Annotated in this window: 12 protein-coding genes; 2 read left to right on the top strand and 10 right to left on the bottom strand. The window is 63.0% G+C overall.

What is annotated here, in order from left to right:
- Position 1: 1 nt before the first annotated feature.
- The 3 genes from FA04_RS29125 to FA04_RS29115 form a co-directional block, all read right to left on the bottom strand.
- Positions 2-790 carry an ABC transporter permease gene (locus FA04_RS29125; protein WP_034798556.1) on the bottom strand — a complete coding sequence of 263 codons (789 nt, stop codon included), beginning with the start codon at positions 788-790 and terminating at the stop codon, positions 2-4.
- Positions 787-1,671: an ABC transporter permease gene (locus tag FA04_RS29120; protein ID WP_051659444.1), complete on the bottom strand. Its 885-nt coding sequence runs from the start codon at positions 1,669-1,671 to the stop codon at positions 787-789. The genes FA04_RS29125 and FA04_RS29120 overlap by 4 nt, the downstream gene beginning before the upstream one ends.
- Before the next feature lie 80 nt (positions 1,672-1,751).
- Positions 1,752-2,870: an ABC transporter substrate-binding protein gene (locus tag FA04_RS29115; RefSeq protein WP_034798554.1), complete on the bottom strand. Its 1,119-nt coding sequence runs from the start codon at positions 2,868-2,870 to the stop codon at positions 1,752-1,754.
- Between the two features lie 227 nt (positions 2,871-3,097).
- On the opposite strand from FA04_RS29115, the gene pdxR reads away from it, so the two are divergent.
- Positions 3,098-4,609, top strand: coding sequence for a MocR-like pyridoxine biosynthesis transcription factor PdxR (gene pdxR, locus FA04_RS29110; protein ID WP_051659443.1), 1,512 nt, complete (start codon positions 3,098-3,100; stop codon positions 4,607-4,609).
- A 116-nt stretch (positions 4,610-4,725) separates the two neighbouring features.
- Here the strand turns inward: pdxR and betA are convergent, their stop codons facing one another.
- From betA to speB, 7 genes are all read right to left on the bottom strand, one after another.
- Positions 4,726-6,411, bottom strand: coding sequence for a choline dehydrogenase (gene betA / locus FA04_RS29105; RefSeq protein WP_034798552.1), 1,686 nt, complete (start codon positions 6,409-6,411; stop codon positions 4,726-4,728).
- A gap of 18 nt (positions 6,412-6,429) precedes the next feature.
- On the bottom strand, positions 6,430-7,893 hold the full coding sequence (locus FA04_RS29100; protein WP_034798550.1) for a cytosine permease: 1,464 nt from the start codon (positions 7,891-7,893) through the stop codon (positions 6,430-6,432).
- A gap of 1 nt (position 7,894) precedes the next feature.
- Positions 7,895-8,065: a hypothetical protein gene (locus FA04_RS35430; protein ID WP_089046047.1), complete on the bottom strand. Its 171-nt coding sequence runs from the start codon at positions 8,063-8,065 to the stop codon at positions 7,895-7,897.
- Between the two features lie 102 nt (positions 8,066-8,167).
- Positions 8,168-9,058, bottom strand: a complete 891-nt coding sequence (locus FA04_RS29095) for a polysaccharide deacetylase family protein (RefSeq protein WP_034798548.1) — start codon at positions 9,056-9,058, stop codon at positions 8,168-8,170.
- Positions 9,055-9,792: an SDR family NAD(P)-dependent oxidoreductase gene (locus FA04_RS29090; RefSeq protein WP_034798547.1), complete on the bottom strand. Its 738-nt coding sequence runs from the start codon at positions 9,790-9,792 to the stop codon at positions 9,055-9,057. Before FA04_RS29090 ends, FA04_RS29095 begins: the two co-directional genes overlap by 4 nt.
- Positions 9,789-10,571, bottom strand: a complete 783-nt coding sequence (locus FA04_RS29085; protein WP_034798545.1) for an SDR family NAD(P)-dependent oxidoreductase — start codon at positions 10,569-10,571, stop codon at positions 9,789-9,791. Before FA04_RS29085 ends, FA04_RS29090 begins: the two co-directional genes overlap by 4 nt.
- A gap of 4 nt (positions 10,572-10,575) precedes the next feature.
- Positions 10,576-11,547 (bottom strand): agmatinase, encoded by a 972-nt coding sequence (gene speB / locus FA04_RS29080; RefSeq protein ID WP_034798543.1) that lies wholly within the window; start codon positions 11,545-11,547, stop codon positions 10,576-10,578.
- Between the two features lie 92 nt (positions 11,548-11,639).
- Between speB and FA04_RS29075 the strand changes: the two genes are divergently transcribed.
- The gene (locus FA04_RS29075) at positions 11,640-12,569 is read left to right on the top strand and encodes a LysR family transcriptional regulator (protein ID WP_051659442.1); all 930 of its coding nucleotides are present in this window, start codon (positions 11,640-11,642) and stop codon (positions 12,567-12,569) included.
- Positions 12,570-13,396: the final 827 nt, after the last annotated feature.

Genomic DNA, 13,396 nt, shown 5'->3' with positions numbered 1-13,396 from the left:
GTCAACGCCTCACGGTGGAGAATTTGGAGAAACGGGTGACAAGCTGGATCAGCGCCATACAGGCCCAGGTGATGGCGAAAGCGACAACGGCGAGCGCCGAGGGTTCGTAGGCGCGGTTGCCACCCATCCAGACCATGTAAGGGCCGAACGAGCCGACGTTGAGCAAGGCGGCAAAGACATATTCGCCGATGACGATCGCGAAGGTCAGGAAGGCGCCGGATAGCACCGAAACGAAGACGTTTGGCAGGATGACGACGGCAAGGATCCGCGTCCAGCCGGACCCCAGGCTCTGGGCCGCCTCCGTCAGGCTGCCGACATCGATGGTGCGCAGGCCCGTGTCGACCGAGCGATACATGTAGGGCAGCGACAGTGTCGCATAGCCGAACAGAATGAGGAGATTGGTACCCCACCAGCTTCCTGTGAGCGGCAGGACCGAGGATGTGTTGTAGATGCGGATGTAGCCGAAGACGATGACGATCGGCGGAATCACCAGTGGCAGCAGCGTCAGGAACTCGACGACCGGGCGCAACCCGGGAAACCGCAGCCGGACAAAATAGGCCGTCGGCACGATGAGCAGGATTCCAAGAACGATCGTGAGCAAGGCCAGAACGACGGAGTAGCCGAAGGTTTGCTGGAACTGCGGATCGGCCAGCACCACGCGGTAAGCTTCGAAGCTGTAGCCATCGCGCTGCATGCGCATGGAGAAGTCAAACATGCCGACGAGCGGAAGCAGGAAATAGAGCCCGCCCAAAGCGACGGCGAGCCAGGACCAGAGACGCCCTTCCCTCATTTGGCCCACCTTTCCGCGCGCATGCGCAGGAGGATATAGATTGCGTTTGCAATGGCGGTGAGAAGGATCATGGCAAAGGCGATCGCATAACCCAGATGCGGATCATTGAGCACGTCACCGCGGATCTGGGCGAACAGGACGATCGGCGCGATCGAGAGCGATGAGCCGGTCAGCGCAATGGCGGTCGCAACCGCTCCAAAGGCATTGGCGAAAAGCAAAGCCAGCGTGCCGAGAAGCGAGGGCCAGAGCACTGGCAACGCCACCAGGCGCCAGTACTGAAAACCGTTGGCGCCGAGACTTTCGGCCGCCTCTCGCCATTCGCGGCGCAGCCCCTCCAGTGCCGGCGTGATGATCAGCACCATCAGCGGGATCTGAAAATAGAGGTAGGTAAGCGCCAGTCCGAGGAAGGAGACAATGTTGAAGCCGGCGCCATAAAGATTGATGCCGAACCAGTGGCGCAGCAGCATCGTCACGAAACCAAGGCGGCCGAGGGTTGCGATGAAGGCGAAGGCGAGCGGCACGCCGGCGAAATTCGAAGCGACGCCTGAGAAGGTCAGGATGGCATTGCGAAGGGGTCGCGGAAGGCCGCCGAGCGTGATGGCAGCGGCAATGAGGAAGCCGAACAGACACCCGAGCGCCGCTGTCAGCAGGCTGAGCTCGATCGAGATCCAGAAGGCCGATCGTATGGATGGCGCAAGAAGCTTGCCGAGGTTCTCCAGCGTCATCTGTCCCTCAGCGTTGCGGAACGCGCCGAGCACGATGTTGAGCGTGGGCAGGATGAGGAACAGCGTGGCGAAGACGAAGAAGGGGGCGACCCCGAACCAGCTGAGAACCTGTCGTGGCCGGAAGACGGCCGGCAGGGATGCGACGCTTGTCGTCATCGGATTTGTCCCTGGGAAAATTGCGCCAAAGGGGGGCGAGAGGCTTCACGACCGGTGAAACCTCTCTCTCAAGCGGAGGATTACTTCACGTTGGCGCCGACCACCTTGTCCCAGCCCTCGACGATCGCCGTCTTGTTGGCGGAAAGCTCGTCGACCGTCGGGAAGATCGCCTTTTCATAGGCTTCGGCAGGTGGCAGCTTGTCGAGCAGCTCCTGCGGGAACTTGCCAGCCTTCAACATGGCATTGAAGCGCGCCGGGTGGCAGTAGCCCTTCAGCCAACCGGTCTGGCCTTCGTCGGAATAGAGATATTCCATCCACAGCTTGGCGGCGTTCGGGTGTGGCGCGTAGGCCGAGATTGCCTGAACATAGACCCCGGCGACGACACCGGTTGCCGGTACGACGACGTCCATCGGCGGGTTGCCCTTCAACGCGTCACGCCAGGCCAGCAGATTGTAGTCCCAGGCGGCGACGATCGGGGTTTGCCCCTGCGCGATCGTGCCGGCCTTGCCGAGCACAGGCACGAAATTGCCGGATTTGTTCAGTTCCGCAAAGAGCTCCAGGCCCTTGCCGCCCGATTCCGTTCCAGGCTTGGCGCCCCGCGAGATGCCTGCCGACATCAGCGCCAGGATGGCCTGTGCCGAAGACCGTGGATCGCCGGTGAGTGCCACAGCCCCGGAGTACTCCGACTTCGACAGATCCGACCAGTCGACCGGTACAGTATCAAGCAGGTCCTTGTTCACACCGAAGGCCATGACGCCGTAGTAGTCGCCATACCAATAGCCTTGCTCGTCCTTGATGTTTTGAGGAATTTCGTCCCAGGTCGCCACCTTGTAGGGTTGAAGGAGGCCCTCCTTGGCGGCAGCCGGCGCAAAAGCCAGGCCCAGATCGACGACGTCAGGCGCCTGCGAACCCGTGTTGCCCTTGTTCGCGCGGATGGCTTCGAGCTCGTCGGCGGTACCGGCGTCGGGGTTCAGTTCGTTGACTTCGATGCCCGGATACTTCGCCTTGAAGCCGGCAATGACGTCTCCGTAGTTGCACCAGTCGTGCGGAAGCGCAATGACGGTCAACATGCCTTCCTTCGTTGCGGCAGCGACCAGCTCTTGCGATGCCTCAGCCTGGGCAAGACCCGGCAGGGCCGCCGCCAGGGCGAGTGTGGAGACGAAGGCGCGACTGGTTGCACGCGATAGAAGCTTGTTCATGAATTCCTCCTGTTGACCGTCGACGACGGATCGTGGGCGATGGCTGCTTTTTGTCCTTGCATCCGGTCGTCGGCACCGCCGCCTGTCCCGGTTCCCCCGCACCTTGTCTGCGTCCTGCGAAGGGCTGCATCGGTGCGTTTTCGTGTAGGGACAGGATGTAACAATTGGACGACGAAGAAACGTCCATTATGGTGCATTCTACTGTACCAATTTTTGGAGGCGCACCGGTGGTCAAACAGCTTGAAGGGCCAATCCTGCCTTTCCTTCGCCTCGACGCGACAGTCGCCCTGCCGAAATTCCGCCAGGTGCAGGACCAATTGCGCATGGCAATCCTGAAAGGGCACCTGCGCGCCGGAACACGGCTCCCTGCAAGCCGAATCCTTGCCGAGGAGTTGGGCCTGTCGCGCCAGACGCTGGTGCGGGTGCTCGATAACTTGAAGGCGGAGGGCTATCTGGAGGCACGACAGGGTGCCGGTACTTTCGTCTCGGCCGCCTTGCCGCGCCAACCGGCAAAGCCGCTGTCGAGGCCCACCCGCCACGATGTCGCCGACCGCGCGCCGCCGCGGCTATCGCGAATTGGCGACTTGTCATGCCGGATGTCGGCCGATATCGGCCAAATGGAAGACAGGCCTTTCCTGCCCAACCGTCCGGCGCTCGACCGGTTTCCCTTCGCTGTGTGGAGGAAATGCTGGAACGCCGTGACGCGCGGCGGCAAGGCCGTGGCCATGGGCTATGGCGACGTCGCGGGCGAACTGGTGCTTCGCCAGAGGATCGCCGAATATCTGGCCCTGCACCGGCGCGACCCTTGCGATCCCGATCAGATCGTCATCACGCCCGGGGGGCACGCCGCCTTCACGCTTTCGGCTTTGGCGCTTGCCGATCCTGGCGACGGGATCTGGTTCGAAGATCCGGGGCCGGTGACCACCAGCAACCTGTTTCGCACGCTTGGGCTGCGGCTGTGTCCGGCCGATGTCGATGCAGACGGCATGGATGTCGAGGCTGCGATGGCTCGCTATCCCGACGCGCACCTCGCCTTCGTCATGCCGTCGCGCCACCACCCGCTCGGCATCACCCTATCGCTTCCACGCCGGCTTGCCCTGCTCGAATGGGCGCGCGCGAGCGACGCCTGGATCATCGAGGACGACTACGACAGCGAATTCCGCTACGACGGCGCGCCTTTGCCTTCGATGCGCTCCATCGACAGCGACGACCGGGTGATCTACGCGGGCAGTTTTAGCAAGGCGCTCTATCCGGGCATCCGCGTTGGCTTTCTCGTCCTGCCACCCCAACTCGTCGGGACATTTCGCACGCTCTCGGGGCTGATCCACCGCAGCGTCCCGGTGGAAACCCAGCTCGCGCTCGCCGAGTTTATCGGCGGCGGTCACTTTGCCAGCCATCTGCGCCGGATGCGCGGCCTTTACGCCGAGCGCCGCGAGGCTTTCATGTTAGCCGGGCGGGATGCGCTTGCCGGACTTGCCCGCATCGACTGCTCCGAAAGCGGGCTCAATGCACTCGCCTGGCTGGAGGGCGGCCGGCAAGACCAGGCCTCCCACCGCGCCGTGCTCGATGCCGGACTGCAATGCTATCCCCTGTCCGACTACACGATCGCGACACCTCAGCCGGCTGCGCTCATTCTGGGCTATGCAGGCGTTCCGGCGGATCGAATGAGGCCTCTTCTTTTCCGGCTGGCCGATGCGATCGCCCGATCGCAAGGCCGCATCGGGCGATCAGGCGGTTGAGGAGCCTTTCGACCGCCATGGCCCAATCCTCCGGGTCCTCGTCATCGCCGCGAAGCCGCCGGGCGGCCACGTAACCGATACCGCGCAACATGACGCACCGCCCTTTCCAAGGATCATTATTGCCGGACGGCGCGAAGCGGCTTTCCGCTGCGCTGGGTGACGCCAACGCCGGGGGCGACGCCGACTGCGGCGTTGGAAGCCGCAAGCAGTGGTTTGCCGCGCACCATGTCGGAGGCGCGCTCCGCCAGCATGATGGTCGGCGCATTTAGGTTGGCGTTGGGCTCTGACGGAAAGACGGAACTGTCGATCACCCTCAGCCCGTTGATGCCGCGGACCTTGAGCTCGCTGTCGACGACTGCCATCCCGTCCTCACCCATGCGGCAGGAGCCGCAAGGGTGGTAAGTGCTCTCCATTGTCTCGCGCACCCAGGCGTCGATCTCGTCGTTGCTTCGAACATCCTTGCCCGGCGCCATTTCCTCGCCGCGGAAGCGGTCGAAGGCCGGCTGGGCGATGATTTCGCGCGTCAGCCGCAGGCAGCGGCGGAAGCCCTCGCGGTCCTCCTCGCGGTCGAGATAATTGAAAAGGATATCCGGTTGCTCATGGGCTTCCGGAGAGCGTAGCCGGACATAGCCACGGCTCTTCGGCTTGTTCGGACCGGTCAGCACCATGAAACCGTGGCCGTCGAGCGGCTTCTTGCCGTCGTAGCGCATGGCGGCCGGCAGAAAGTGGAACTGGATATCCGGCCATTGCAGCGACGCGTCGGAGCGAATGAAGCCGCCGCTTTCGAAGTGGTTGGAGACCGAAAGCCCCTTCTTGAACAAGAGCCATTCGGCCCCGATCAAAGCCTTGCTGAAGAGCCCCATCTTGCCGTTGAGCGTGATCGGCTCCTTGCAGGCATACTGGATGTAGACCTCGGAATGATCCTGCAGGTTCTCGCCGACCCCTGGCAGATCGTGCAGCACGGGAACACCGGCCTTCTGCAGCACGGCGGCTGGCCCGATACCGGAGCGCTGCAACAGGTGCGGCGATCCGATCGGTCCGGAGGAAATCAGCACCTCGCGGTTGGCGCGCGCGACATGACGCTCGCCGCCGAGCTCGTACTCGACGCCAACGGCGCGCTTGCCTTCGACAAGCACGCGCCGCGTCATCGCATGGGTGATGACCGTGAGGTTCGGCCTCTCCATCGCCGGCTTCAGATAGGCGTTGGCCGTCGACCAGCGCACGCCGTCCTTGACGGTCATGTGCATCGGCCCGAAGCCCTCCTGCATGTGCCCGTTCGGGTCGTCTGTGGTGATGTAACCCGCCTCGCGGCCGGCATCGACGAAGGCGCCATAGAGCGGGTTCTTCATCCCGTTGCCGGCATTGGTCGCAAGAGGCCCGGAGGCGCCGCGATAGCTGTCGCCTCCGTCCTGCCAGCTTTCGGCGCGCTGGAAATAAGGCAGGCAGTTGGCGTAGCGCCAGCCGCGCGCGCCAAGTTTCTCCCACTCGTCGAAGTCGCTGGCGTGGCCGCGCATGTAGACGAGCCCGTTGATCGAGGACGAGCCGCCGATGACCTTGCCGCGCGGGCAATGCACGCGCCGGCCGTCGAGACCGGGCTCCGGCAGGGTCATGTATTTCCAATTGTACTTCGTTCCGTTCATCGGGATCGAAAGCGCCGTCGGCATCTGGATGAAGATCGACTTGTCGCTGCCGCCGAATTCAAGAACCAGCACCCTGGTCGACGGGTCCTCCGAAAGGCGGTTGGCGAGCACGCAGCCGGCCGATCCTGCGCCGATGATGATGTAGTCGTAGGTGTCGCTCATGGCGGTCTTCTCCAGGCGTTACGGGTATTGGCCCCAACCACGGCCACGGGCAAAAAGCCGCGTGAGCACGTAGTGGGTGGCGCCTGCGGCAAGGCAGGACGGCACGGAGGCGGTCAGGTATTTGAAGGCCGGCAGGCTTGCCAGCGTCTGCGGATTGAAGACGGCGACATAGACGATGAAGCCGACCGCAAGGGCAAAGAGCCCGATGGGGTTGAAGCCCGCCCAGAACCGATAGGGACCGTTTTCCTGCGGTCCGTGCAGGCTGCGCATGTCGAGCTTCTGGCCACGCAGGAAGAAGTAGTCGGCGATCCCGATACCGGCGAGCGCGGAATTCAGCGCCGAAGTCCAGACGAGGAAGATGAAGAAACCGTCATACATCTGCGGGTAGAAGACCACGAGCCCGAACGGGATGAGGCAGAAGAGGAACAGGATCGCGCCCCAGGAAATGGCGCGAACCGATGCAGTTCCGACCTGCCTGAGGCCAACGATCGACGTGTAGAGGATGTTTGCCATCGAGGTCATGTTGGCGAAGGCGACGAAAAGCAGCGCAACGATGCCGATCATCGGACCGGCGATCTTCGTCATCCAGATCGTCGGATCGCTTTCGCCGAGTGCGACTGCTGCAAGCAGGCCGACAATTTCGCCGAGTGCTGCCGCCGCGAAGATACCGAGAACATTGGGCCAGAAGGCGGTGCGCTCGTTCTTCGTCAGCCGCGCCAGATTGCCGATATAAGGCCACCAGGAGAAGCCGGCTGCCAGATTGACCTCGACCGCGACGATGAAGTTCAGCGTCTTGTCCTCGAAAGGCGGCGCAAGGGCCGGCAAGGCCAGAAGCTCGCCGATCGAATGATGGCTGAGGATGAGGTAGAGCATCGCCACCATCAAGAGGACCAGCGCCGGCGACACGACCATGTTGAAGAACTTGATCGAGGTCGGCCCCTTGGCGACGATGAACCAGGTGAGCAGGATTGCGCCGATTGCGGCGATGATCATCTTCGCGCCCGTCGGATTGGCGGCCTCACCGGCGCTCAGCGCCATCAGCCCGTCGATCGAGCGACCGAACATCATCGCGAGAACCGCAAGCCACCCCATGGTGAGAATGACGACGGCGAGCACATAGACGACGCGGCTGCCGTTGTAACCAAATTGGCTGCGCAGCGCCACGAACTGCTCGACGCCGTAGCGGCCGGTCATGGTGGTGGTGGCAAGCGCCGTCAGCACGACGCCGACGATGTTGCCGATGATAATGGCGGCGATACCCTCCTTCGGCCCGACGAAGAGGCCGACAGAGCCGCCGATCAGAAAGGCCCAGGTGGCAATCGCCAGTGCCGAATTGGCATAGGTGAACTCCCAGAAGCCCCAGAGCCGTTCAGACGGCAAGAGGGGCGCATCGCCGCGCTCGGCGGCAGCACGATTGCGGGCGGCCTCTTCCTGTTCCGTCTTCAAAGTGGAGATATGTTCGAGTGCGACATGATCGGTCATCTCAAGCCCCCCAGAGCCAGAAGCCGACGACCAGCACGAGCGTCAATACCGTCATGCCGGTGTAGTCGAGCGCAGTCATCGTGCCCTCGAAGCGGTCGCCCGCCTCGATATCTTCGTAGATGCGGGCGCGCCGCGCCAGTTCGCTCTGCCAGGCGATATCGTTGTTTTCCATCGTCGTTCCCCTTTTCGCGTCGCGCCTTCTGGCGTCTTTCCGCGAAGTCCATTGCGGCTCCATCAGCCGCCGATCTTCGGAAGCGGATAAACCCGCTGCCGGCTACCGAACCGTGACGGGCTCGGAATAAAAGGGCAGTCGGTCAATCCTCGGCGACCAGCTGCCGTTTTCGGCAACACGCCGCACATGGGCGGCAATCTCCTCCATCGGCGCGAACCAGACGTCACCGCGCGTGAGAACCTGTTCGAGGAAGCGATGCACCACCTCCCAACGGGCAAGCCGGCCGGTGGCAAAGGGATGCACGACCGGCACCCAGAGCGCGCCGTGGCGATAGGCCGCCTCGAACTCCTGCGAAAAGGCGGCAAAGCCCTGCTCCGGCGCGCGGATTGGCATCATGTAGTCGAGGTCCATCGACTGAACATATTGCGGCCAATCGTCGAGGCCCCAGTGCGACGGCAGCTCGACGAGGCTGCCGGCGTCGCATTCAAGCAGATAGGGAATGTCGTCACCCATCAACGAGGCGTCGTAGGCAAAGCCCCGCGACACCAGGAGGTCAGCGGACCGGTGGGAAAAGTTGTAAAGCGGCGCCCGCCAGCCACGCGGTCGCTTGCCGCTGGCCTTCACGATCACCTCGATGCCGCGGTCGAGCCAGTGCGCCTCTTGCTCGTCCGAAAGTTCGCGGGGGTGCTCGTGCAGGAAGCCGTGATGCGCCAGCTCGTGGCCGCCTTCCAGTATGGCCTCGATCGCCTGCGGATATTGTTCGATGCACCAGGCCGGCACGAAGAAGGTCTGCTTGATGCCCAGTTGCCGATAGCTCTCGACAATGCGCGGGATCGCGACTTTCGGCCCGTATTGCAGCATCGAGATCGCCGATACGCGGCTGTGGCCATCCTTTGGATGGGCGATATGGACGAGGCTGTCGGCATCCATGTCGAAGGTGATGGAGGCGGCGCATTTGGCGCCGTTCGGCCAGGGAATGGGATTGGCGATCATGGCATGATGCTCCCGCCGTTGCTGCCGATCCCCTGGCCGGTGAAGTAGCGCCCGCCGGAGCCGGCGAGAAACCATGCGAGTTCGGCGATCTCCTCGGGCTTGCCGAAGCGCGCAAGCGGGATCGCCAGTTCCCTGGCACGCCATTCGGCGCTCATGTTCGCCGCCCCAAGCATCTCGGTATCGATCGGACCGGGGCAGATCGCATTGACCAGCACGCGCGGCGCAAATTCCTTTGCCCAGGAACGCACCAGACCGAGCACGCCGTGCTTGGACGCGACATAGGGCGAAAAGGTCTCGCGGCCGTAATAGGCCATGTCGGAGGCAATCATGATCAGCCGCGCTGGCTCCTCAGCCGTTCCCCCCATCAGCCCCAATGCCATCTTGCCGACGAGGAAGCTGCCACGCAGGTTGATGGCGATGACCCGGTCGAAATCCGCAACGGGCGTTTCAAGCAAGGCCGCTTCATGAATGACGCCGGCGCAGTGGACGACGATATCCAGTCCGCCGAACGTCTGTTGCACCACCTCGCCGATGGCGGCGACCGAACCTTCGTCTGAGACATCGCAGGCAAGCGTCAGGGTTTCCGTAGCCCCTGCCTGTACAGCCGAAATCGCCGTCTCGTCCGGTTTGCGAATATCGGCAAGCGCAACCCGAGCTCCTGTCGCTGCGAATGCCAGGGCGCAAGCAGCCCCAATACCGCGATAGGCGCCGGTGACAAGAACGCGCGCACTCATGCCATCACCTCGCCGCGGTCGAGCATCAGCGCCTGGCCCGTCATGTCCCTTGCGCCATCGGAAGCGAGGAAGAGATAGGGTGCAGCGAGGTCTTCCGGTTCCAGGAGGCCCGGCAGGACCTGGGCTCCCACGATCTCGTCCAGCAGGTCCTGCTCGCTGCGCCCGGTGCGCAGCGACATGTTCTTCAGCGACAGCATCGCCGCCTCGGTGCGCACCCAGCCGGGGCAGACGGCATTGACGCGAATGCCTCGTCCCCCAAGTTCCTTGGCCATCACCCGGGTGAAACCAAGATTGGCGTGCTTGGAGGCGATATAGGCGGAGAACTCCGGCACCGCGACACGGCTCCAGATCGACGCGGTGACGACGATGCGGCCCCCCTCGCGCATGTGAGGCAGCGCATGGCGGGTCACATAAAAGGTGCCGTTGGTGTTGATATCGGTGATGCGTCGGAACGTGTCTTCTACGCTATCGTCTTCGTCGGTCACCGGCGTAATGCGCTCGAGCCCGGCATTGTTGACGAGGACATCGATGCGACCAAGCGGCGAAAGCGTTGCCTTAACGGCAGCACTGTCGGTGATATCGCATTCGAGCGCCGCGATCCTGCGGCCGAAGCGTTCAGACATCTCGCGGGCGGCCTCGTAAATTCCACGGCCGGAGGAAAGAATTGTGACCTCTGCCCCGGCGGCGGCAAAACCTTCCGCGACGGCGCGGCCGATGCCGCGGCTGGCGCCCGTCACCAGCACGTGTTCGCCGGAAAAATCGTAAGCGATACGACCCATGGTCTCAGCCTCTCTTGGCGTGCATGACGCGGCCGATGAGGTTCATCAGCACCTGGGCGGCGAGGATCGAGGTCGAGCCTGAGTGGTCGTAATCCGGCGCAACCTCGACCAGGTCGATGCCGACGATGGTGCCGCGCCTGGCGAGTATCGAGAGGATCTCCAGCACCTCGTAATAGATGAAGCCGCCATGGGACGGCGTGCCGGTGCCCGGCGCAATCGAGGGATCGAAGCCGTCGATATCGATCGTGACGTAGTAGCGGGCTCCGGCCGGCACGCGCGAAGCAACCTTCTCCGTGCCGAGCGCGCGGATCTGGCGCACGGACAGGATATCCGAGCCCATTGACCGCGCATCCTCGTAGCCTTCCTTGGCCGTCGAGGAAACGTTGCGGATGCCGAACTGCGAGAGCCCGGAGACATAGGGCTTCTCGGCGGCCCGGCGCATGGGATTGCCGTGGCCGTAGCGAACCCCGTGCCGCTCGTCGACGAAGTCGAGATGCGCGTCGATCTGGACGATATGGATCGGGCCGTGTCCAGCACAGTCGTCTTCAAACGCGTTGATGCAGGGGATGTTGACCGAATGGTCACCGCCGAGCACCACCGGAAGCGCGCCGGCGGCCAGGATCTTGCGCACGCCGAATTCGATGTTGGCATGGCTCTTCATCGTGTCGGTGTGGACGATGTCGGCGTCACCGATATCGACGATCGAAACCTTGTCGCTCGGCAGGTAGGTGACGTCGTCCTCGTGATCGTAGGCGCCCCCATGGCCGAAGGAAAACAGCGTCGATGCCTCGCGGATGGCCCGCGGCCCGAAGCGGGTGCCGGCGCGCCATTGCGTACCGCAGTCAAACGGCGCGCCGAGGATCGCCACATCCGCATCGATCGCATCCCAGTCCGGCTGGTAGGGATATTTGCCGAAGGTGCAGATGCCGACGAACGGCAGGTTCAGCCGCCCGGTTTCATAGGAATTACCCGCCATGTCTCTCCTCCTCAGGATGAAGGGAGTGTGTGGAAGGTCGATACGCTTAAAAATATCTATGATTGGATGTTTAGTTGTGACTTAATCAATGAATGATCAACAAGGTTCGCCATCGCATCCTCAATCTGTCGCTCGGCGATGCAGAGTTGAGATTGTTGCGTGTCTTTGCCTCCGTCGTGCAGCATGGGGGGTTTTCCGCCGCGCAATCATCACTCGGGATGACGCAGGCGACCATCTCCACCCATATGCGCCACCTTGAGGAGCGGCTGGGCTTACGCCTCTGCAGCCGCGGGCGCAGCGGTTTCCTTCTGACCGACGAAGGACGCCTCGTTTATGAGGCGACGCTGGATCTTTTCGGCTCGCTGGAAAAGTTCCAGAGCCGTGTCGGCGAGGCGCAAGGGGAACTGACCGGCAGCCTGACCTTCGGCACGGTCGACGCGATGATCACCAACCGGGATCTCGATCTCCAGGGGGCACTCGCCGCCTTCCACCGACAGGCGCCGCGTGTGCATCTGGAGATCGACGTCGCCGCGCCGCAGGTGCTACATCAGGGCCTTCTAAATGGTGGTTATCAGATCGTGCTGATGCCGACGGTCGGCAGCGCGACGCCGCATTTGCGCACGCAGCCCGTTTTTTCCGAGGTGCAGAAACTCTATTGCGCGCAGGGTCACCCGCTATTCGACCTGCCCGACGATGCGCTCACCGACGCAGTTCTGGAAGCGCAGTCTTTTGCTGGTCGCACCTACATGCTTACCGAGACGATCTGTGGGGTAAACTTCCACTGGGCGGCGGCCACGCCGCACATGGAGGGCACGCTGCTATTGCTCCTCTCCGGCGCCTATATCGGCTTCTTGCCCGACCACTACGCCGACGAATGGGTACGCAACGGTCGCCTGCGGCTGCTCGCCCCCGAGCGCATGACGTTCGAGGACATGTTCCACATCGCCCATCCCCGCAGCAAGCCCTCGCGTGCCGCCGAGACGCTTGCCCAGGCGATCCTCGCAAGCGCGCGCCCCGGCTAGACTCGATGGCGATTTCGGGGTGATCCTCGACACGCGGATTGGATGTGTCGGACGACTCAATCGTGGTAACGATCTGTTCGGTGGACTGCGGCAACGCCCATAGCGAACCTGAATCAGCCGGCGGCACCTTTCCGCTAGCGCCCTCGGCATGATCATGTACCCGACGCGCAGGGATTGCAGCAGCGTCATGCTGAAGGCGCCGATATAGATGACCTGGCGGGCCTGATCGAGCGCTTTCAGCGGTGGAATCGGACCGCCCCGATAGCGAAACTCGCTGCCCAGATCGTCCTCGATGATCAGCGCCTCGTGGCCGGAATGTCGGACATAATGCAGTCATGCAGGTAATCGGCGAAGGTGTCGCCATTCTGTCGGACAGCGCAACGGTCGCCATGGCGGTGCCAAGAGCAATGGCGGCATCCATCAGTATAACCCCGCACGCAACTCGACGGCATGCCAGCTTGCTGCATTCGATGAAGGCGGGCGCATTGCCCATAAGCTGACGACGCGCTCTACAGTTCGAGGCTCGGCGTGCCGGCCGGACCGGGCGAGCGAACGTATGACAGAACGCTTTCGCGCGCTATTGCCCGAGCCATGCGGCACAACATGCTTGAGCAGCACTCGAAGCTGACGCTCCGGGGTTTCGATTCCATCTGGCAGGGCAATCACAGACGGCTCACGCCGCATAAGCGGGTAGGACGGGATGCGTTCTCCCGCCCGCCTCAGGCAAATTTCTGATCGATGGCTCGACGAAAGCCGAAGAGGGTTTTCCTCGTTGTTTGGTATTGGACACGATGTTGTCCACGGCAGGCGCTTCCGTGCCGGGCAAG

It is taken from the genome of Ensifer adhaerens (assembly GCF_000697965.2).
Classification (GTDB): domain Bacteria; phylum Pseudomonadota; class Alphaproteobacteria; order Rhizobiales; family Rhizobiaceae; genus Ensifer; species Ensifer adhaerens.
Note: the sequence above shows the minus strand (reverse complement) of the source record. Positions and strands in the feature narration are given on the sequence as shown.

Bases quoted from the DNA above. Each gene is read 5' to 3' on its own strand.
- FA04_RS29125 (WP_034798556.1), bottom strand. From the start codon at position 790: ATGAGGGAAGGGCGTCTCTGGTCCTGGCTCGCCGTCGCTTTGGGCGGG.
- FA04_RS29120 (WP_051659444.1), bottom strand. From the start codon at position 1,671: ATGACGACAAGCGTCGCATCCCTGCCGGCCGTCTTCCGGCCACGACAG.
- FA04_RS29115 (WP_034798554.1), bottom strand. From the start codon at position 2,870: ATGAACAAGCTTCTATCGCGTGCAACCAGTCGCGCCTTCGTCTCCACA.
- betA (WP_034798552.1), bottom strand. From the start codon at position 6,411: ATGAGCGACACCTACGACTACATCATCATCGGCGCAGGATCGGCCGGC.
- FA04_RS29100 (WP_034798550.1), bottom strand. From the start codon at position 7,893: ATGACCGATCATGTCGCACTCGAACATATCTCCACTTTGAAGACGGAA.
- FA04_RS35430 (WP_089046047.1), bottom strand. From the start codon at position 8,065: ATGGAAAACAACGATATCGCCTGGCAGAGCGAACTGGCGCGGCGCGCC.
- FA04_RS29095 (WP_034798548.1), bottom strand. From the start codon at position 9,058: ATGATCGCCAATCCCATTCCCTGGCCGAACGGCGCCAAATGCGCCGCC.
- FA04_RS29090 (WP_034798547.1), bottom strand. From the start codon at position 9,792: ATGAGTGCGCGCGTTCTTGTCACCGGCGCCTATCGCGGTATTGGGGCT.
- FA04_RS29085 (WP_034798545.1), bottom strand. From the start codon at position 10,571: ATGGGTCGTATCGCTTACGATTTTTCCGGCGAACACGTGCTGGTGACG.
- speB (WP_034798543.1), bottom strand. From the start codon at position 11,547: ATGGCGGGTAATTCCTATGAAACCGGGCGGCTGAACCTGCCGTTCGTC.
- FA04_RS29075 (WP_051659442.1), top strand. From the start codon at position 11,640: ATGATCAACAAGGTTCGCCATCGCATCCTCAATCTGTCGCTCGGCGAT.